This is a genomic window from Bradyrhizobium sp. RP6, from assembly GCF_003837805.1.
Lineage (GTDB): Bacteria > Pseudomonadota > Alphaproteobacteria > Rhizobiales > Xanthobacteraceae > Bradyrhizobium.
Window position 1 is genome coordinate 54,133 of the sequence record NZ_RQIT01000025.1, and the last position, 19,207, is coordinate 73,339.

Consider the following 19,207-nt stretch of genomic DNA (forward strand, 5'->3'; position numbering starts at 1 on the left):
GGTCTCCTTGGTTGGACCGGGGTGGAACTTTAGCGCCGACCGCGCCACCAGGCGCGGAGCAGACGGGCGAGACGGAACGGGCAGAGGCTCCTGCCGACGCCGTGCTCGAAGGCGATGACCCGGGCGACGACATAGTCGCCGGTCGAATGCACCAGCGGCTCCGGCATGTTGAGGCTGCGCGCCAGCATCCGGGTCGCGAATGCCATGGCCCATGGCAGGACGTGGTCTGCAACGGTCCGGTAGAGCAGCAGTGCGATCATGGTCATCTCCTGTTGCGAGCAAGATGCGCGCGGCCGCGCCCCAATTCGATTACCTCGCGGGTAATGGAAGGGCCGAAATCCGCATGCTAGGTTTTCGGCCATGAACGCACATGCTTCCACGGCACGTACCGAACGCAGCCAGCCGGTCCATATCGGCGACCATTTGCGTGAATGGCGGCAGCGCCGCCGCATGAGCCAGCTCGATCTCGCGGGCGAAGCCGAGATCTCGGCGCGGCATCTGAGCTTCGTCGAGACCGGCCGTGCGGCGCCTTCGCGCGACATGGTGCTGAGGCTCGCCGAGCGCCTCGACGTGCCCTTGCGCGAACGCAACGTGTTGCTGGTTGCCGCCGGTTTCGCGCCGGCGTTCCCGCAGCGCCCGCTGGAGGATCCTGCCTTGAAATCAGCCCGCCGGGCGATCGACCTCGTCCTTAAGGCGCATGAACCCAATCCGGCGCTTGCGGTCGACAGGCACTGGAACCTGGTCTCCGCCAACCGCATGGTGGCGCCGCTGCTCGATGGCATCCCTCAGCATCTGCTCGGCCAGCCCGTCAACGTGTTGCGGCTCGCCTTCCATCCCGAGGCGCTGGCGCCGCGCACCGTCAATCTCGCGGAATGGTGCGGGCACCTGCTGGAGCGGCTGCACCGGCAATGCGAGGCGACGGCCGATCCCGAATTGATCAAGCTCTATGGCGATCTCAAGAGCTACCCGATCCCGGCGCGCGCAGGGCGGCTGTCGAGTGACAACGTCGCCATCCCCTTCAAGCTGCGCCATGAGGGTGAGATCCTGAGCTTCTTCTCCACCACCATGGTGTTCGGTACGCCCGTCGATATCACCCTGTCGGAGCTGGCGCTGGAGACCTTCTTCCCGGCGGACGAGCGCACCGCCGAACGGCTCAGGCAGATGTCGGCCGGTCTGCCGTAGCGGCGTTTACAGACAGCCGCAGCCCCCGCATAATCCCTGGAATGGACACACGCGCGTTCCGGCGACTGCGGCCGGCCAACCCTGTCGGCGACCTGCTGCGCGGCTGGCGCACCCGCCGCGCGTGGAGCCAGGCCGAGCTGGCGTTCGAGGCCGGCATCTCCATCAAGCATCTGAGCTATGTCGAGACCGGCAAGGCGGCCGCAAGCCGCGACATCCTGCTGCAACTCGCATCCGCGCTCGATCTGTCGCTGCGCGACCGCAACGCGCTGCTCGAGGCCGGCGGCTTTGCGCGGCAATATGGCGAGCGCGATCTGTCGGCGCTGGAGCTTGGCGAGGCGCGGCGTGCCATCGATCTTCTGCTTCTCCGTCACGAGCCGTTCCCGGCGATCGTCACCGACCGGCGCTGGAACGTGATGCAGGCCAATCGCGCCGCCTCGCGCCTGATGACCATGCTGCTTGGCCCTACGCGCATGCAGCGGCCGCTCAACCACATGCGCATGTTCCTCGCTCCCGAGGAGCTCAAGCCGTTCGTCGAGAACTGGCCGATTGTTGCAGCCGCGCTGCTGGCGCGGGCGCGGCATGAGGCAATGGCCGCGCCCCTCGATGAAGCCCTGCAATCGACCTGGCGCGAATTGATGCGCTTGCCGGAGCTTCCGGCGACGGCGATCGAGGACAATGCCGTGCCGGGGCCGCTGTGCGAGGTGCGGCTGCGCAAGGGCGATGTCGGCATCGGCCTGATCGGTGCGGTGCTGACGCTCGGCACGCCGCAGGACGTGACGCTGCAGGAGCTCCGCGTCGAGATGTTCATGCCTGTTGATGCCGCGTCCGAGGCCGCCCTGGTCGCGCTTGCTGCTCAGGACGCCTGAGCCTGCACGGCCTCGCGCCGCTCGAAGCTCATCGCCTGCATCACCTCCGCGAACGGACCGTTGCGATCACTCAGTGTCGCCGTGGTGAGGCCCGCGCCATTGGCGCCGACGCGCGTGGCGGCGCGGATCAGGATCCATTCGCCCTCGGGCGGACGGAAGAGGTAGAGGCTGATCTCCGGGTTGATGAAGGTCCAGCTGCGCATGTCGACGATCTGCGCGACGCCGCTGGAGAAGTCGGCCGCCTGCACCGCCTGGAGCAGCGGCGTGTTCGGCTCGCCCTCGACCAGCGGCGCATCGAGCCGCATCCAGGCTGCCGCCGGGCCCGGCTTCTCAAGCGCACCTTCGATGAGGCGCACCGACACGTTCTGGAAATAGCGGCTCCATTTCTGCGCGAAGGCCGGCGGCGGGGCGCCCGCTTCAGGACCCCTGTCGAGGGTCACGGGCCTCGCGAAAGGATCGACGGGCGACTCCCCGCTCGGCGCCGTCAGCAGCGCCGTGCAGCGGCCGATCTCGGCCTCGCCGTCCATCAGCCGCACCTGCAAGGTCTTGGCCTTGCGACCGTCGCGAAGCAGCTCGCTAATGGTCCCGAACAGGCGCAGGCCCGCCGGCCGCCAGAGATCGAAGGTCAGGCGCCGCACCGCAAAGCCGGATTTGGCGGCGAGGCGCTCGACCTCGCGGGTCATCAGTGCGGTGGTGGCGCTTCCCTGCAGCATGTCCGGCGACCACGGCCCGCCGGCATGCTCGGTGGCCCGGAACAGATCGCCTTTCGGCTTGAAAATGGCGGTCATCGCGGTCTCCCGTTTGGGCTTGATCGTGGCCGCAACTATTGGGGCGGGGAGATCCGGTCACAATAACCGCAGAGGTGAAGTCGTGAGCCATGCGGGACGGGTGCCTTGCGCCGCCCCCGGTTCGGCCTATGTTCGGGCGGACCCTCGAAGTGCCCGAAGGAGGCGCCTGACATGAGCACGGTGAAACCGCTCCAGATCGACGTCGTCTCCGATGTGGTGTGCCCCTGGTGCTATATCGGCAAGCACCGCATCGAGAGCGCGCTGGCGCTGGTGCCCGACGTTCCCGTCAAGCTCAACTTCCGTCCCTTCTTCCTCAATCCCTGGGTGCCGCGCGAGGGCATCAGCCGCGAGGCCTATCTCACCCAGAAGTTCGGCTCGGTCGAGGCGTACAAGGGTATTGCCGGTCGCGTCGTCGCGGCCGCGAGCGAGGAGGGGCTCGTGTACAAGCCCGAGTTGGTGGCGCGCCAGCCCAACACGACCGACTGCCACCGCCTGATCCTGTGGGCGGACGCGATCGGCAAGGCGCCCGAGATGAAGCAGCGCCTGATGGAGCTGTACTTCCGCGACGGCGGCGATCTCACCGATGTGAACGTGCTGGTGCAGGCGGCCGCCGACATCGGCCTCGACGCCGACGACGTGCGCAAGCGCCTTGCCACCGACGAGGACGTCGCGCGCGTCTCGGCGGACGCGCAGGAAGCCGCCGACAAGGGCATCTCCGGCGTGCCGACCTATGTCTTCGCGCAAAAATACGCCGTCTCCGGCGCGCAGGATCCGAACCTGCTCGCCCGCGCCATCCGCCAGGTCTCGGTGGAGATCAATGCGCAGGCGGCGGAGTAGCGTCGCTCATTTGCGGAGCCGGCGAACCACGCCTCGCGCGGCCTCGTGCGCGGCGTTGAGACCGACCAGCGCGCCGTGAACGAGCGCCACTATCGGATCGTTGCGCCGGAGCGGGATCAGCACATCGCCGATCGCAAAGCGCCCCCGCCAGATCGGGTTGATCATGGGGTGGTCGGCGCTCGCGGTGGAATCCGCGCTGGCGATGGCGGGATCGGCGCAGAGGTGGCGGGTGAGATCGAGCGTGAGCTGCACGCCCGGCGAATATCTTGCAAAGCGCTCGTCGACGCCGAGCTTGAAGAAGAAGGCGCGGTCCTGATGGCGCAGCACGATGCCGGCGCCAATCGGCGTCGCGCCGGCGCGAAGCGTGATGATCTCGCATTGCGCGGTCTCGGCCAGCGCCGGTACGGCGCGACGGATGAAGGTCGCATCGCCCGCATGCTGGACCAGCGCGGTGCCGCGCTTGCCCTTCCAGCCGCCGGCTTCAAGCCGCAGGAATGTCTCGAGCGCCGGCCCGATCTCGTCGGGCTTGCGCGCGACCTCGAATACGACGGGCCCATGCTCCTCCAGGCGATGGCGCTGGCGCCGCAGCTCCTTGAGCTTCTTGGCGCCAAGCGCGTCGCGCAACAGCGTTTCGCCATCCTGTATCGCGTCGAGGCTGGCGCGGATGTAGGAGGAGAGGATTCGCGGCTTCAGGCCGGCGCGGCCCAGAACCTGCCTGAGCACGTCCATCGCAGCGCCGTCGAGGGCGACGTCGGTCAGCACGAGCGCATGCGCGCCGGCTTCGCGCGCCCGCTGCAACAGGCGCGTGGCGGCCTCGATCGGCGCATCGCGGTCGATCAGCGGGCTGCACAGCGTGCCGTAGGGATGCGCGCTCACCAGCGCGGGCAGGGGGATCTTCCAGGCGCGCCAGAGCGAGATCACCGGCATCAGCCCGATCAGCCGCGTCGACGATGCGTCGAATGCCGGCAGCGCCGAGGCATTGCTGCGCCCGCGGGCGGTCGCACTGACAGCCAGCTCCCAGGCGGGCAGATAATATCCGTTCGGCTCGACCGCGCGCTGCGCGAGCGCGCGCCACTGGCCGGGGTCGATTGAGGTGAGGGCAACGTGTGCGCGCGCCGTCGCGGCGTCCCTTGCGGATGCCGGATTGATCGCCGCCTGCTGCGCGATGTCGACCACGTCCCATTTCCCCGTTCACGCGAGCCTAGGCCGCGCTACGGCGATGCTTAGCGCAAAGATCGGAAAAATACCGTTGGGATGCTGCTTCAATTCGAGCGGTCGTGTTAACGTCTCGTTGAGCATCCGGCGGCCGTCCGCCGGAGCTCGGTGGCCTCTCACTGGTCACCCGGGACGAAATGGTCGCGGGCGCTTGCCCGTCCGCCGCCGGTGATATCCGTGATCGCGATGTCGATGTCCCGTGACGTGCGTGGCAGATGTGCCGGACCGACCTGTACGGACAAGCGCACCTCCCGGGTCTGATCCTGACCGACCTCGACGACCGGCTTGCCGTCCGAGCCGACCTCGGTACCGGCGGCGCGAATGGTCGCGCCGGGCAATCCGGAGATATCGAGGGCAAACGATCGTTGTGCGCCCTTGTTGAGGATGCGCACGGTGTAGTCGTTGCGCACACCGCCATCCGAGAGCTGGACGAAAACGGGATTGCGCTCGTGCAGCACGTTGACGTCCATCGTCGCGCGCGTCGCGAGGGTGTACAGCATGATGCTGCCGACGACGGTGATGGAAGCGGCATAGATCAGCGTGCGCGGACGGATGATGCGGTAGATCGGTGGCTTGCCTTCGCGCCGGCGCTGCATGTTGATGTCGGTGTCGTAGCCGATCAGGCCCGCGGGCCGGCCGATCTCGCGCATGACGTTGTCGCAGGCATCGATGCACAGGCCGCACTGGATGCAGCCGAGCTGGATGCCGTTGCGGATATCGACGCCGGTCGGACAGACATTGATGCATTGATGGCAGTCGACGCAGTCGCCGGCGAGATCACCATGGGCGCGCGCGGCATCCGCCTTCTTCACCGACATGCGCGGCTCGCCGCGGTCGCGGCGATAGGTGACGTTGAGCGCCCATTCGTCGGTGAGAGCCGCCTGGATCCGCGGCCACGGACACATGTAGATGCACATCTGCTCGCGGGCATGACCGGCGAATAGATAGGTCGTGGCGGTCAGGATGCCGATCCAGATATAGGCGAGAAGCGGGGCCTGGAAGGTCGCGAGTTCCTTCACCAGCGTCGGTGCGTCGGCGAAATAGAGCACCCAGGCACCGCCGGTCCACCATGCGATCATGATCCAGAGGAAATGCTTGAGTGCGACCTTTCGGATGTGACCGAACGTCCAGTAGTTCTTGTCGCCCTGCATGCGCTCGCGCCGGTCGCCTTCGACCCAGCGCTCGACCGCATAGAACAGGTCGGTCCACACGGTCTGCGGACACATGTAGCCGCACCACAGCCGCCCCGCCACCGCATTCATCAGGAACAGCGTCATGGCCGCGATGATCAGCAAGCCGGTGAAGTAGTAGACTTCCTGCGGCCACAGCTCGATGAAGAAGAAGTAGAAGCGGCGGTGCGGCAGGTCGATCAGCACGGCCTGGTCGGGCAGGCCGGGTCCGCGATTCCAGCGCACGAACGGCAACAGATAATAGGTCCCGAGCGTGACGCAGAGGATCGCCCATTTGATGCGGCGGAAGGGGCCGTGGACCGACTGCGGATAGACCTTCCTCCGCTTCTCGTAGAGCGGTCCCTCGATGAAGGTGTCGTCGGTCATGGCAAATTCCCCCGCATCACAGGCTGGATTGCGCGTTCAGGTGAACGCGCAGCCGCTGCTCAGGCCCAGCTTCCTGAACACGATCGCCGCCGGGCAGAAGCCGGTGAACGAGGCCTGCAACATGTTCAGCCCGGCAAATGCCGTCAGCAGGTACCAATACGCATTCACATAGGTGCCCAGTGCGAGACCGAGCAGGACGACGAATCCCGCAAACGCGAGAACGGCTTTGTCGACATTCATGGTAGGCTCCTTTTCCAGGTGCGGAACGTTACGAACGGGTGAGGTTGGCCTCGGTCCAGGCGACGATGCTGCGTGCATCCATCGCACCGGAATGGCGGGCGATCTCGCGACCGCCGCGCATCAGCAGCAGCGTGGGAATGCCGCTGATGTTGAGGCGCGACGACAGTGCAGGTGCGTTGTCCGAGTTGAGCTTCAACAGCCGAACGTTCGGCTCCAGCTGCTGCGCGGCGCGCTCGAACATCGGCGCCATGGCGCGGCACGGGCCGCACCACGGTGCCCAGACGTCGACCAGCACGGGAATGTCGCTGCTCGCGACATGGCGGCTGAAGGCCTCCTCGTCCACCTCGATCGGATGAGCGGTGAACATCGGCTGGTGACAGGCGCCACAACGCGCGCCTTGCGCGGCGCGTTCGGCAGGCAGGCGATTGATGCGCCCGCAATGTCCGCAGACGATCTGGCGTGTCGTGCTCATGTGCCGGTTCGGACCTCCTTGATCTTGGCGATGTTCAGCCGGTCGAGCAGGAAACGCTCATAGAACGGCTCGCTCTCGCCGCGCCGCATCTTGCGCAGGAAGTATTTCTCGAAGGCGACCTTGGCGAGATGCACCCATTCGCCCTTGGAGGACCAATTGACGTTTCGCGGCGGGATTTGCGGCTGCGCCAGGAAGGCAACACCGGAGTCGCCGAAATCGGCGAGGCAGATTGCGTTCCAGGTCGGCTGTGCCGTGGGCGCCTTGCCGCGGAGCAGGGCACCGATGTTCATCGCCGTCGCCGTCACCATGGATTCGATCATGAATCCGGTCTTGGGGACGCCGACCGGCACAGGTGTCGCGCCGACCGGCGCGATCGCGACGCATACGCCGACCGCGAAGACATTGGGGAAAGTTGGATTCTGCTGGTGCTTGTCGACGACGACGAAGCCGCGCGGGTTGGTCAGTTTATCGATGCCGCGCACCGCCTCGACGCCGCGAAAGGCGGGCAGCATCATCGAATAGGCGAATGGCAGCTCGTGGGCCTTGCGAGACGTGCCGTCGTCGCCGAACTCCTCTACCGACATCAAGCCGGGGCCGACGTTATCGACGCGTGCATTGGTGATCCACTTGATGTGCTTCTCGCGCATCTCGCTTTCCAGAAGGCCCTTGGTGTCCCCGACGCCATCGAGACCGAGATGGCCGATATAGGGCTCCGAGGTGACGAACGTCATCGGGACCCGGTCGCGCAGCTTTCGCCGGCGCAGCTCCGTTTCCAGGATGAAGAGGAATTCGTAGGCCGGCCCAAAACAGGAGGCGCCCTGCACCGCGCCGATGACCACCGGACCCGGATTCGCCGCGAGCTTCTCGAAGGCTTCACGGGCATTTGCGGCATGATCGACGTGGCAGATCGACTGGGTATGGCCTTGCGGCCCGAGACCCGGAATCTCGTCGAACGCCAGTTCGGGACCGGTTGCGACGACCAGGTAATCATAGTCGATCGACGTCCCGTCGCCGAGCTCGACACGGCTCTCGGGCGGGTGGACGCGCGTTGCGCCCTGCGTCAGCAGTCGCACGCCCTTGCGTTTCATGACGTCTGCGAGATCGATCTCGATCTCCTCGCGCTTGCGCCAGCCGACTGCGACCCAAGGATTGGATGGGACGAAATGATAGACGGCGCCTTGCGAGACGACGCTGAGGCGATCCTCCTTTCTCAGCTGCGGCAGCAATTCATAGGCCATCAGTGTTCCGCTTAGACCAGCTCCGATTACGACGACTTCCGCCATGGGTTCCTCCGTTGGGGTTCACCGCTCCGCCGGTTCATCCCCGACTGTCGTACGGCGCTTGACTATATATTCGTAATTTCGTATATACGCAAGTATGAAGGTTAATGCTGAAGTCATGGAGCGGGCGGCGGATCGGGCGAGCGAGCTGCTGAAGGCACTCGCCAACCGGCACCGCCTGCTGATCATCTGCCAGTTGATCGACGGCGAGCGGTCGGTCGGCGAACTCGCCGAGTTCCTGAACCTCCGGGACTCCACGGTTTCCCAACATCTTGCGCTCCTTCGCAAGGATGGATTGGTGTCGGCCCGGCGGGAGGCGCAGACGATCTTCTATTCGATTGCGAGCGAGCCGGCGCGCGAGGTGCTGAAGACGCTCTATCAGGCGTTCTGCGCGCCGGAATCCGCAAGGACGAAGCGTACTTTATGAGCGCCCGGAGCGTGGCGCGTTGAGCGAGATCAACGTCCGCTTCGAGGATGCCGATCAACTACAGAGGACACCCGCGAGCGCGGTGTGATGGTTCATGCTGACACGAATGCGCCCTATGCGGCTCAAAGGAATTTTTGTTGTCTTGGTCGCCGGCCTGTGTGCAGGCGTTGCGCGCGCAGAGACGCTCACTGTGGCGCAGCATCCGGTGGCCGACGAAAAGGCCGTCTTTGCCACGGTGGAAAGCATCAGCGTCGTGCCCGCGCGCGGGCGCATCGGCGGGACCGTGGTCCAGCTCCAGGTCAGGGAAGGGGACCGCGTCACCGCCGGTCAGGCGATTGCCGCGATCGGCGATGAGAAGCTCGGCCTGCAGATGAAGTCGCTGGATGCGCAGATCGAGGCGCTGCAGGCGCAGGCCAGCCAGGCGCAAATCGATTTCACGCGCATCGAGGGGTTGGTCGAGCGTGGCATTCTGCCGCGCGTCAAGCTCGACGAGCAGAGGACGGCGCTGAACGTGGCGGAGAACGGCCTGCGCGCCAAGACCGCGGAGCGTGCCGTCATCAACGAGCAGCTCAACCAGGGGCAGGTGCTGGCACCGGCAGGGGGACGTGTGCTGAAGAGGCTCATCACGGTTGGTTCCGTCGTGCTCGCGGGCGATCCCATCGTCACCGTCGCGCAGCAGAATTTCAAGCTGCGGCTGAGAGTGCCCGAGCGCCACGCGCGCTCTCTCAAGGCCGGCGACAAGGTGCGCGTCGATGGTGCGGAGCTTGGCGGCGAAGCCGCCAGATGGGGCGTCATCGATCTCGTCTATCCGCAGATCGAGGAGGGGCGCGTCATTGCGGACGCGACCGTCGAGGGGCTCGGCGAATATTTCGTCGGCGATCGGCTGCGGGTGTGGATCTCCGGCGGCAGGCGGTCGGCTTTCGTGATTCCGGCAGGCTACGTGAAGACCCGGTTCGGCATCGACTATGTCCAGCTTCAAAAGCCCGGCGAAGTTGTCGACGTGCCGGTACAGCGCGGCCGCGAGTTGCCGACGCCCGCTCTTCCCGATGGACTTGAAATCCTGTCCGGCATCCGTACCGGCGACCAGTTGGTGCGGCCGTGAATCTCGGACTCTCAGGCCGGCTGACCAAGGCGACGATCGGGTCGCCACTGACGCCATTGTTCCTGCTTGCATCGCTCGTGGTCGGCCTCATCGCTGTCGTCGTGATTCCGCGCGAGGAGGAGCCGCAGATCAGCGTGCCGATGGTCGACATTCGCGTCAACGCCGATGGCTTGCGCGGACCCGACGCGGTCGAGCTCGTCACCAAGCCGCTGGAAGCGATCGTCAAGGGCATCGACGGCATCGAGCACGTCTACAGCCAGACCGAGGATGACCGCGTGATGGTCACCGCGCGGTTCCTGGTCGGAACGAAGGCGGAGGATGCGATTCTCCGCGTCCACGAGAAAATCCGCGCCAATCTCGATCGCATCCCGGTCGGGATCCCTGAGCCTTCGATCGTCGGCCGCGGCATCAATGACGTTGCGGTGACGGTTTTGACTCTGTCGCCGAAGCCGGAGGCCGCCGGGCACTGGACCGACAAGGATCTGTTCGAGCTCGCGGACAAGCTGCGTTCGGAGTTGATGAAGGTCGACAATATCGGTCTGACCTACATTTCCGGCGGCGCGGCGCAGCAGATCCGGGTCGAACCCGATCCGGAAAAGCTGTCGCTGTTCGGCATCACGCTGCAGCAGCTCGTCGCCAAGGTGAAGGATGCCAACCGCTCGTTCCTGGCGGGCCAGGTCCGCGATGCCGGTATCGTGCGCAATGTCGCGGCCGGCCAGACGCTGTCCGGCATCCCCGACATCGGCCTCCTCCTGATCTCGACCCGCGACGGGCGGCCGGTCTACGTCAAGGACGTGGCCTCCGTCGTCATCGGGCCGAATACGCTCGAGCACCGCGTCTGGAATGATGCGCGCGATGCCAAGGGGCAATGGTCGCGGGTGCCCGCGGTCAGCCTCGCACTCGCCAAGCGCGCCGGCGCCAACGCGGTGGTGGTCTCGGCCGACATCGATCATCGCCTGCAGGGATTGAAGGCGCGGCTTATCCCCGACGACATCCAGGTGACGGTGACGCGCGACTATGGCGAGACCGCCAACGAGAAGGCCAACGAGCTCCTGTTTCACCTCGGTCTCGCGACGATCTCGATCGTCGTGCTGATCGCGGTTGCGATCGGCTGGCGCGAGGCGGTGGTGACCTTCGTCGTGATCCCGACGACGATCCTGCTCACGATGTTTGCGGCCAATTTGATGGGCTACACCATCAATCGCGTCAGCCTGTTCGCGCTGATCTTCTCGATCGGCATCCTGGTCGACGACGCCATCGTCGTGGTCGAGAACATCGCGCGGCACTGGGGCATGCGCGATGGCCGGCCGCGCCTGCAGGCGACCATCGAGGCGGTGGCGGAGGTCGGCAATCCCACCATCGTCGCGACCTTGACCGTGGTCGCGGCGCTGCTGCCGATGCTGTTCGTGTCGGGCCTGATGGGCCCCTACATGGCGCCGATTCCGGCGAACGCCTCGGCCGCCATGCTGTTCTCGTTCTTCGTCGCCATGGTGGTAGCGCCCTGGCTGATGCTCAAGCTGGCGCCGAAGGGCGAGATGGCGGCGGCTCATGCGGCGCACGATGAAGGCCGGCTCGGCCGGATCTACCGGCGCTTCGCCACTCCGATCGTCAGGAGCAAGCGCTCGGCCTGGATCTTTCTGCTCGGCGTCGGCATCGCGACGCTGCTGTCGATGACGCTGTTTGCGACCAAGTCGGTGACCGTCAAGCTGCTGCCGTTCGACAACAAGTCCGAGATCGCCGTCGTGGTCGATCTGCCGGAAGGGGCGAGCCTGGAGGCGACCGAGCGTACCCTGTTCGGCGCGGCCGAGATTGCGCGGCAGTTGCCGGAGGCGACCTCGCTGCAATCCTATGCCGGCACGCCGGCGCCGTTCAATTTCAACGGCCTTGTGCGGCACTACTACCTGCGCGAGAGGCCGGAAATGGGCGAGCTGCAGGTCAATCTGGCCGCGCGCGGCGAACGCAAGCGGGCGAGCCACGACATCGCGCTCGAGCTGCGCGAGCGGTTGAAGGCGCTCGATATTCCCAAGAATACGAGCATCAAGGTGGTCGAGGTGCCGCCCGGGCCGCCGGTGTTGGCGACGCTGCTGGCCGAGATCTACGGCCCCGATGCCGCGACGCGCCGCGCGGTCACCGCGGAGATGAAGAAGATCTTTGCCCAAGTGCCGTTCATCGTCGACGTCGACGATTCCATCGGCGTGAAGCGGCCGCGGCTGCGGCTCTCGATCGATCAGGACCGGCTCGAATTCTTCGGCGTCGAGCAGCGCGACGTCTATGACACTATCCAGGCGCTGTTCGGCGGCACCTCGATCGGCTATTCGCATCGCGGCGAGGACCGCAACCCGATCGAGATCGCGGTGCATCTACCCAAGCGCGGCCTGGTCTGGGACGAGGCGCTGGCCTCGACGCCGGTGCCTGCCAATACGCTGCCCGGCAGCAAGACGGTGGTCGAGCTCGGCCAGGTCGTGAAGGCGACCATGGAAGAGGGCTCGCCGACGATCTTCCGCCGCGATGGCCGCTTCGCCGACATGGTGATGGCCGAACTCGCCGGCCGCTTCGAGGCGCCGCTCTACGGCATGCTTGCGGTCGCCGATCGTGTCGACGCCCATGACTGGGGCAATTTGCCGAAGCCCGCGATCAGCCTGCACGGCCAGCCGTCGGACGAGTCGCGTCCGACGCTCTTGTGGGACGGCGAATGGGAAATCACTTGGGTGACCTTCCGCGACATGGGCGCGGCCTTCGGCGCAGCCATCCTCGGAATCTACGTGTTGGTCGTCGCCCAGTTCAGGAGCTTCCGTCTGCCGCTCGTGATCCTGACGCCGATTCCGCTGACGCTGATCGGCATCCTGATCGGGCACTGGCTCCTGGGTGCGCCGTTCACCGCGACCTCGATGATCGGTTTCATCGCCCTGGCCGGCATCATCGTGCGCAATTCGATCCTGCTGGTCGACTTCATCCGGCACAGCGGCGCCGAGGGCAAGTCGCTGCGCGACGTTGTGTTGGAAGCCGGCGCCGTCCGCTTCAAGCCGATCCTGCTCACCGCGCTTGCGGCCATGATCGGCGCGGCAACCATCCTGCTCGATCCGATCTTCCAGGGATTGGCGATCTCGCTCCTGTTCGGGCTTGCCTCGTCAACGCTGCTGACCGTGCTGGTGATTCCCGCGATCTACATCGCCTTGCGCGCGCCGCGCGAAGAGGCTCCGACCACAGCCAGATCCAGCTAGCGAGGAACCGATGGACAAGAACTACGTCGACATCACCAGGAACATCTCGGCCAACCTGAAGAAGCTGCGGAGCGACATTCCCGACACCATGAAGGGATTTGCCGTACTCGCCCAGGCGGCCACGCGCGACGGCGCGCTGGACAAGAAGACGAAGGAGCTGATCGCGCTGGCGCTCGGCGTCGCCGCGCATTGCGACGGCTGCATCGGCTTCCACACCGAGGCGCTGGTCAAGCTCGGCGCGACGCGCCAGGAGATCGAGGAGACGCTCGGCATGGCCGTCTACATGGGCGGCGGGCCGTCGCTGATGTACGCGGCGGATGCGATCGCGGCCTATGAGCAGTTCCAGCAGCAATCGACCGCCGGATAGCGCCGGTCGCCTGACATGATTATGCGGACGGGACCGGGCGATACGTCTTCTCCGGTCCCGCCCATTCTTGATCGATTACCAGCGGTCGTCGACACCGACGCCGACGCTGACGCCAGGCGCGCGAATGCCGACGCCGGCGCGCGGACCGTCATCCCAATCGCGATGATAGGTCCGGCGCTCGTAATAGCGTTCGCGCGGCATGTAGTTATAGGAATCGCGTACGATCACACGCGAACCGCTCCGTGTGCGATAGCAGCGGCCGGAATCGTCGCAGACAAGTCGTACCTGCTGAATGAGGTCCGGATTGGTGTACTCGCTGCTCGTATAGATATCGGAAGCCTTCGCACTCGACGCGGCTGCCAAAGCACCGACGCCCGCCAACAGCGCAATAGTCAACGTCCTCATCATGTCCTCCTCGAAACTGCCCTCGGCGGTAACAAGAAGGGGAGGCGGTGATCGTTCCCGGCTGCGATGCTGGTTTTTCCCGGAACCGCATCGTCGCGGCGGGTTCCTAAATCCGCTCGAAAGTCTCCGTGCCACAGATGTCGTCGGCTTCCGCCCGCCGGCGGTCCACGACTTTCCCGCCGTTGATGGTCACGATGTAGGTCTGAGCGCCGAGCGGCGTGCCGGTCGCGGAGGTGAGCTGCGCGCGGACGCACGCCGTCCAGCCCGGTCCTCGCACCTCACGATGAGGCGGAGCGACGTGCACCTCGCGCGGGTACGACGTTGAAAGAAAGACGACGTCGATCTGCTCGCGCACCACGCGCTTGACGTCCGGAGGCGGTTCGGGCGGCGGTTGTTCCGCCTCCTTCATGCGCATGAACTCCGGCACCGGTGCGCGGCTATCGGCAAAGCCGCAGCCACCGAGCGCAAGCGCGCCACCGAGCAGCGTTGCATGAGCAATGATCCGCAACATCCGTGAAGGTCCCCTGCGGGCGAACAGATAGGCACGAATGCGATCCGACGAAGACCATGCCGATCAAGATTTGCTGAAGGCCTGGAACTCGCGGCAGTTGCTATTCCGCGATTGGCGGCTAGTTTGTACCCCACACGAGGGGGATTGCATCGATGAGGATTTTGGTCATAGCGGCCGCGGTCCTGGCGCTGGCGGCGGCCTCGGCGCAGGCGCAGGGGCGGCGCCAGCCCAATGACGGACCCAAGCCGGCGGACAACACGCCGAAGGTCGACGAGAAGGCCTACAAGGCCGCGCTCGAGCGCATTCCCGAGCCCAAGGACAAGTACGATCCCTGGGGCGGCGCCCGCCCGAGCGAACCTGCCAAGAAGCCGAAATGAAGTGAGGCTGATCTTGCGGACATGCCGGTTTGATTTCGGCCAGGCTCGCACTTGCATTGCTTATAGCGCAGCCAAGCCGCGAGGCGCCGTCGCCTTGGTCGCGCATGACTGGCGCTACTTGCACGGCACTTCAGACTTTGTTGACCACGTTGGAGCGGAGAGCCGCTCAGCGAACGCCCGACGAGCCTTTCTCTCATGGCGTTACGCGCGCTTCATCCCGGCAGCATCGCGAACGCGCTCGACACCATCGCGACCGGCCTGCTGTCGGCGGCGGAAAGCAGCGTGACGCGGCCAAAGCTCATGGTGCGCCCGAGCCGCACCACGCGCGCGTCCGCCAGCACGTCCATCGAGGCGACCGCGCGCATGAAATGCGTGGTCTGGTCGACCGTGGTCATGGGGCGGTAGCCGCGATTGGCCGCGAGGATCGCGATCACCATCGCGGTGTCGGCGAGCGCCATCAGGGCCTGGCCGCAGACCACGCCGCCGTTCCGGCACAGTCGCTCCGAAAACGGCATGCGCAGGATCGCGCCCGGCTGCCAGTCCGGTGCGTCTGCCGGCTGCGCGTGCTCGATACGCTCGACCGCGAGGTTGAGATCCTGGACCCAGGGCGCGAAAACCTCCCCGAGGATGCGGCGGGCGTCGGCGAGGCCGAACTCGGCTTCTGGCTGCATTTGCATTGCTGTGGCGCGCTCCTCTATTGCCGGATGTTTCGCCTCATTGTGCGCGCATCGGCGCGGCAAAGTCACCCGGTCTTGCGCCGGTCCCGTCGGCTTGAAATTGCCCGACTTGACCCGGTATGATGCCTCGCTTGGGTACGGGTGGATGATGTTGCGTCGGTGTGTCCTCATCTTTGGCATGGCCGCGCTCGGTCTCGCGCTGAGCGGGTGCACCAAATGCGGCCCGATCTGGGACGACTGGTTGCATGCCCCCAAATCGTGCAGATCGGATCGGCTCTAGCGGACCTGCGCGGCCTGGAGCGGCCCCAGCTTGCGACCGGGCTGAGACAAGGATGACAGGGCAGCGGGCGATCCGCGCCATGGATGATCAAGGAGTGGATGATGAAGCTTTTCCGTTTGGCCGCGGTGCTGGCCGTGCTGGCGGGACCGGCCTATGCGCAAATGCCCAATCTCAATCTGCTGCAGGATGCCCCGAGCAAGACCCCGGAGGAGAAGGCTGCCGAAGCCGAGCGTGAAAAGGCCTACAAGGAAACGCTGAAGAAGATTCCGGATTCCAAGGTGTCCAACGATCCCTGGGGCGGTATGCGCGCCGACCCGCCGAAGCAGCCGGCGGCACCGAAGGCGGCCGCAACCAGCGCGCCGAAGAAGACGAAGGGCGGCACGGCCGCCAACTGACCGCAAGCCCCTCGGGGGCGGCACGATGCCCTTCGGACAGGACTCCTCTTGATCCGGCCCGCGCCCTACATTTGGTTGAGCGTAGCGCGTCAAGGAGGGCAGACATGGCCGATCGTCCGCGGGATCTCGCCGAGCGGATGGCACGCCGGCGCAAGGCGGCCGGCAAGCCGGGCCAGGCGGCCGGCGACGGCTATCTGCGCGAGACCTTCACGTTGCCGCGCGCGGCGGCGCGGGAACGGGCGCAGGCCTTCTTCGCCCGCTACCCCAAGGCCGGCTATATGAGTGCCGTCGAGACCTGGCGCGAACTGCCCGGCGGCGACATCGAGTTCACCATGCGGCGGCTGCCCAGCGCGGACTGATCCGAAAAAACCTTGCTAGTCGAGGGTTTCGGCAACGATGCGGATCCGGAACACCGGCTCCTTGTCCTCGTCGAGCAGCTCCATGTGCCATTCGGAATTTTCCTGGAGCTTGCGGGCAATGCCGGCGGTCATGGCGGCGCAGACGCTGGTCATCTCCTTCCACGCTGCGTCGCGATCGGCAAATTCCGTCGCCTGGTCGGCGCAGCCGGAATAGCGGCCGTTGCGGATTCGAAAGAAATAGAGCGGCATGGCAGGGGACCGATCGCGCGCATTGGTGCCTCGTCTCCCAAGGCCCTGGGCGCGCCCGCAGTCCAATCCCAAACCACCGTCAGATCAATCCCGGGCGGCTACGGACTAAGCACCGCGGGACTGTTGGCGCGCGGCCGGTTCAGGCCGAGTTTCGCGTTCGTTTTCGGCGCACGATCGATGCGCGGCTGCCGGTCCGCGAAAGGCCGCTCGAACTCCGTGGTTCTCCGACCATGAACAGAGTTCCTGGCGCTCCGTCCAGGTTGCATCCGGTCAACGGGTCAAGGCGTGGATGCACGGCGGTTCCTGCCAACGCTGCCAGATCCCGGCCAAGTGACGGCATGTGCCTTGCTTGCCTGACGAGGCAGGCAACCATGGACGTAACATGCTCGGCATTCCCCGCCGCTATTCCCATTTCGTCTTCGGCATCATCCAGTCCGGACTGACCTCGCTGGTCGCAACGGGAATTGCCAGCTTGCCCGCAGGCGGCCCGATGATGTTCGTTCGGCACTGGATGGTGTCGTGGCTGATCGCCTGGGGCGCGATGCTGCCTGTCGTGCTGCTGGCGGCGCCCGCGATCCGCGCCTTCTCGCTGCGCCTGACTCGGGAGGAGAGCGACCCGCGAGTCGGCCGGCGGGCTTGAAGCTCGCGCTCGAACGGCCGCAGACTGACCGCGCACCCGTCCCAATTTCGACATCCGTTCGCGCCACTGCGGACACACCCGTCGGCAAGATTTTATCCGTTCGGCGCGGCCATGGGGGAAACGTGGCTCGCCGACAACGGGGTGGCATCATGGATAATGTAGAGCGGTCGTTCGCCGCCGCGACGGCGGCTGGCTTCGTAGTGCTGGTGATTGGCCTGGTGCTGCTGGCGCTGCTGTAGAGGGGTTGCGTGCGGGAACGGCGACAGTGCCCCATCCGGAGGATGGCACCTGGCACGCCTCGACATTCAAAAAGTCGAAAACAACCCCATGCACAGTAGGTCGCTTCAGAATTTCGTCTATCGGTTAACAAGTTATGAGTAGTATTTAGATACCTTGCGACTGCGCAGGGCCATGCAGCCCGGCACGCGATGCCGGATCGAGATCGACAGGCGATCGCTCCAAGGCCGGGGGACCGGCGCCCGCTGCCGCATCGAGAGCGGCCTTGGCCGACGCCGAAGCTGGTCCTGGGGCCTAGTGGATTTTGATCTCGTTGAGAGGCAGGCGGAGCTCGGCGGCGCGCTCTTCACGGTCTTTCTTGCGGAACTCGTTTTCCTTGCGCTCGAACTTCACCATCTCCTTCTGCGCTGCCTCCAGCAGCGGGTTGCGTCTGATCGCATGGTGTTGCGTGTCGTTTTCCGTCATGACTGAGGTCCCCAGAGTTGCGGTCCCATCCCCACAGAAGGCCGGAGACCCCGAAAAGGTTCGGTGCCGCAGGATTACGGAAACATGACGGCGAACCGGACACGCGCCCTTGATGCGGGTCAAGCCTTGCTCTCGAAGAGCAACACGGCGCATGGCCGCTATTTCGGTGGTTGAAGCCGGGCGGATTTGACCCAGTCGTGAGATCCATCAACGGATCCGCGCCTGTTCAGTTTTCCCGCGCAAGCAAAATGGGCGAATCGAGATCGACTCTGCTTTAGCGCGGATGCGGATAACCCACGGTCGAGTCGCAGATGAGGGCAATCGTTTAATCCGTGCTGGTCTGATCAGGACAGTCGCAAAGCCCATTTGACATGGCCGATTCACAAATGTGCTAGCGGGACCCTTCACAACCGGGAAAACTTGGCAATCCGGGGAGGAAACGACATTTCATTTCGAATAATTTGCAACCCGGGAAAGAGGGCCGCTTACAACAGCGGCCCTCACTCGTTTGAATCGGCCATATCCCCGATTGTGATGGAGTTCGGGAGAGCAAGGCCGCCCGGACACGCGCCTTGCTTCTCTCTCCAAGAGCAACACGGCGTATGCCCGCTATTTCGGTGGTTGAAGCCCGGGCGATTTGACCCAGTCGTGCAGATGATTGGCGACGTCGGCCTGGCGAGCCTTCTTGAGGAGGGCGTCTCGCTCGGGACCGGGCGGAAGCCTGGAGGCCTGCTCCTGAACCTGCTTCACCCATGCGGAAAGCCGGTCTTGAAGGGTCAGCTGTTGCTTGAAACGCCGCCGCTTGAACATGGCGCTCTTATTTCCATGCGAGGAGGGCGGGAGCGCAGGTCGGCGTTCGCATCACCGATGGTGGCCAAGGTCCGTACTGTGATGATCCATTAGGATGCATAAACGGATCCGCGTCTGTTCAATTGTGTGCACAGCGGGACTTGGGAAGCCGAAATGAACCTCAGAACTCCGTCCATGCAGCTCCACCCCCGCTACACTTGGATTACATTTGGGCGCCGCCACGAATAGCTCGCCAACGGAGCCAGGCTG

At 65.3% G+C, this 19,207-nt stretch carries 24 protein-coding genes; 11 read left to right on the top strand and 13 right to left on the bottom strand.

Annotated elements, in window-relative coordinates; genetic code table 11:
- Window positions 1-29: 29 nt before the first annotated feature.
- The gene (locus EHH60_RS31075) at window positions 30-260 is read right to left on the bottom strand and encodes a hypothetical protein (RefSeq protein ID WP_124163159.1); all 231 of its coding nucleotides are present in this window, start codon (window positions 258-260) and stop codon (window positions 30-32) included.
- Window positions 261-360: 100 nt separating this feature from the next.
- On the opposite strand from EHH60_RS31075, the gene EHH60_RS31080 reads away from it, so the two are divergent.
- Window positions 361-1,182, top strand: a complete 822-nt coding sequence (locus tag EHH60_RS31080; RefSeq protein ID WP_124163160.1) for a helix-turn-helix domain-containing protein — start codon at window positions 361-363, stop codon at window positions 1,180-1,182.
- Between the two features lie 41 nt (window positions 1,183-1,223).
- Window positions 1,224-2,048, top strand: a complete 825-nt coding sequence (locus EHH60_RS31085; RefSeq protein ID WP_124163161.1) for a helix-turn-helix domain-containing protein — start codon at window positions 1,224-1,226, stop codon at window positions 2,046-2,048.
- Here the strand turns inward: EHH60_RS31085 and EHH60_RS31090 are convergent.
- Entirely contained in the window at window positions 2,036-2,836 is an 801-nt protein-coding gene (locus EHH60_RS31090; protein WP_124163162.1) for a thioesterase family protein, read from the bottom strand. The genes EHH60_RS31085 and EHH60_RS31090 overlap by 13 nt on opposite strands.
- A gap of 171 nt (window positions 2,837-3,007) precedes the next feature.
- Between EHH60_RS31090 and EHH60_RS31095 the strand changes: the two genes are divergently transcribed.
- Window positions 3,008-3,673, top strand: a complete 666-nt coding sequence (locus EHH60_RS31095; protein ID WP_124163163.1) for a DsbA family oxidoreductase — start codon at window positions 3,008-3,010, stop codon at window positions 3,671-3,673.
- 6 nt (window positions 3,674-3,679) lie between these two features.
- On the opposite strand, the gene EHH60_RS31100 is transcribed toward EHH60_RS31095, so the two are convergent.
- The 5 genes from EHH60_RS31100 to EHH60_RS31120 all read right to left on the bottom strand — a co-directional run bounded on the left by EHH60_RS31100 (window position 3,680) and on the right by EHH60_RS31120 (window position 8,439).
- Window positions 3,680-4,849 (bottom strand): GNAT family N-acetyltransferase, encoded by a 1,170-nt coding sequence (locus tag EHH60_RS31100; RefSeq protein ID WP_124163164.1) that lies wholly within the window; start codon window positions 4,847-4,849, stop codon window positions 3,680-3,682.
- Between the two features lie 155 nt (window positions 4,850-5,004).
- Entirely contained in the window at window positions 5,005-6,444 is a 1,440-nt protein-coding gene (gene ccoG / locus EHH60_RS31105) for a cytochrome c oxidase accessory protein CcoG (RefSeq protein WP_124163165.1), read from the bottom strand.
- Between the two features lie 36 nt (window positions 6,445-6,480).
- Window positions 6,481-6,684, bottom strand: a complete 204-nt coding sequence (locus EHH60_RS31110; protein ID WP_124163166.1) for a YgaP family membrane protein — start codon at window positions 6,682-6,684, stop codon at window positions 6,481-6,483.
- 28 nt (window positions 6,685-6,712) lie between these two features.
- Window positions 6,713-7,156 carry a thioredoxin TrxC gene (trxC, locus tag EHH60_RS31115; protein WP_124163167.1) on the bottom strand — a complete coding sequence of 148 codons (444 nt, stop codon included), beginning with the start codon at window positions 7,154-7,156 and terminating at the stop codon, window positions 6,713-6,715.
- Window positions 7,153-8,439, bottom strand: coding sequence for an NAD(P)/FAD-dependent oxidoreductase (locus EHH60_RS31120; RefSeq protein WP_124163168.1), 1,287 nt, complete (start codon window positions 8,437-8,439; stop codon window positions 7,153-7,155). The genes trxC and EHH60_RS31120 overlap by 4 nt, the downstream gene beginning before the upstream one ends.
- 115 nt (window positions 8,440-8,554) lie before the next feature.
- Between EHH60_RS31120 and EHH60_RS31125 the strand changes: the two genes are divergently transcribed.
- From EHH60_RS31125 to EHH60_RS31140, 4 genes are all read left to right on the top strand, one after another.
- Window positions 8,555-8,863, top strand: a complete 309-nt coding sequence (locus EHH60_RS31125; RefSeq protein WP_245454632.1) for an ArsR/SmtB family transcription factor — start codon at window positions 8,555-8,557, stop codon at window positions 8,861-8,863.
- 115 nt (window positions 8,864-8,978) lie between these two features.
- On the top strand, window positions 8,979-9,965 hold the full coding sequence (locus tag EHH60_RS31130) for an efflux RND transporter periplasmic adaptor subunit (RefSeq protein ID WP_245454633.1): 987 nt from the start codon (window positions 8,979-8,981) through the stop codon (window positions 9,963-9,965).
- Window positions 9,962-13,186, top strand: a complete 3,225-nt coding sequence (locus tag EHH60_RS31135; protein ID WP_124163171.1) for an efflux RND transporter permease subunit — start codon at window positions 9,962-9,964, stop codon at window positions 13,184-13,186. The genes EHH60_RS31130 and EHH60_RS31135 overlap by 4 nt, the downstream gene beginning before the upstream one ends.
- Window positions 13,187-13,196: 10 nt before the next feature.
- Window positions 13,197-13,553: a carboxymuconolactone decarboxylase family protein gene (locus EHH60_RS31140; protein ID WP_124163172.1), complete on the top strand. Its 357-nt coding sequence runs from the start codon at window positions 13,197-13,199 to the stop codon at window positions 13,551-13,553.
- Between the two features lie 75 nt (window positions 13,554-13,628).
- On the opposite strand, the gene EHH60_RS31145 is transcribed toward EHH60_RS31140, so the two are convergent.
- Both EHH60_RS31145 and EHH60_RS31150 read right to left on the bottom strand, forming a co-directional pair.
- Window positions 13,629-13,961 (bottom strand): hypothetical protein, encoded by a 333-nt coding sequence (locus EHH60_RS31145; RefSeq protein ID WP_124163173.1) that lies wholly within the window; start codon window positions 13,959-13,961, stop codon window positions 13,629-13,631.
- Between the two features lie 103 nt (window positions 13,962-14,064).
- Entirely contained in the window at window positions 14,065-14,469 is a 405-nt protein-coding gene (locus EHH60_RS31150) for a hypothetical protein (RefSeq protein ID WP_124163174.1), read from the bottom strand.
- 152 nt (window positions 14,470-14,621) lie between these two features.
- On the opposite strand from EHH60_RS31150, the gene EHH60_RS31155 reads away from it, so the two are divergent.
- Window positions 14,622-14,846 (top strand): hypothetical protein, encoded by a 225-nt coding sequence (locus tag EHH60_RS31155; protein WP_124163175.1) that lies wholly within the window; start codon window positions 14,622-14,624, stop codon window positions 14,844-14,846.
- Window positions 14,847-15,058: 212 nt separating this feature from the next.
- On the opposite strand, the gene EHH60_RS31160 is transcribed toward EHH60_RS31155, so the two are convergent.
- Window positions 15,059-15,523 (bottom strand): PaaI family thioesterase, encoded by a 465-nt coding sequence (locus EHH60_RS31160; RefSeq protein WP_124163176.1) that lies wholly within the window; start codon window positions 15,521-15,523, stop codon window positions 15,059-15,061.
- Window positions 15,524-15,904: 381 nt separating this feature from the next.
- On the opposite strand from EHH60_RS31160, the gene EHH60_RS31170 reads away from it, so the two are divergent.
- Window positions 15,905-16,198 carry a hypothetical protein gene (locus EHH60_RS31170; RefSeq protein WP_124163177.1) on the top strand — a complete coding sequence of 98 codons (294 nt, stop codon included), beginning with the start codon at window positions 15,905-15,907 and terminating at the stop codon, window positions 16,196-16,198.
- A 104-nt stretch (window positions 16,199-16,302) separates the two neighbouring features.
- A complete protein-coding gene (locus EHH60_RS31175; protein WP_124163178.1) occupies window positions 16,303-16,557 on the top strand; it encodes a hypothetical protein in 255 nt (84 codons plus the stop codon).
- A 15-nt stretch (window positions 16,558-16,572) separates the two neighbouring features.
- Here the strand turns inward: EHH60_RS31175 and EHH60_RS31180 are convergent, their stop codons facing one another.
- Window positions 16,573-16,806 carry a DUF6894 family protein gene (locus EHH60_RS31180; RefSeq protein ID WP_124163179.1) on the bottom strand — a complete coding sequence of 78 codons (234 nt, stop codon included), beginning with the start codon at window positions 16,804-16,806 and terminating at the stop codon, window positions 16,573-16,575.
- Window positions 16,807-17,188: 382 nt separating this feature from the next.
- Between EHH60_RS31180 and EHH60_RS31185 the strand changes: the two genes are divergently transcribed.
- Window positions 17,189-17,446, top strand: a complete 258-nt coding sequence (locus EHH60_RS31185; protein ID WP_124163180.1) for a DUF2798 domain-containing protein — start codon at window positions 17,189-17,191, stop codon at window positions 17,444-17,446.
- A gap of 531 nt (window positions 17,447-17,977) precedes the next feature.
- Here EHH60_RS31185 and EHH60_RS37765 read toward each other — a convergent pair.
- Complete coding sequence (locus tag EHH60_RS37765; RefSeq protein WP_199752271.1) at window positions 17,978-18,271, bottom strand: hypothetical protein; 294 nt, start codon at window positions 18,269-18,271, stop codon at window positions 17,978-17,980.
- A gap of 486 nt (window positions 18,272-18,757) precedes the next feature.
- On the bottom strand, window positions 18,758-18,958 hold the full coding sequence (locus EHH60_RS31200) for a hypothetical protein (RefSeq protein ID WP_124163182.1): 201 nt from the start codon (window positions 18,956-18,958) through the stop codon (window positions 18,758-18,760).
- Between the last annotated feature and the right edge of the window lie 249 nt (window positions 18,959-19,207).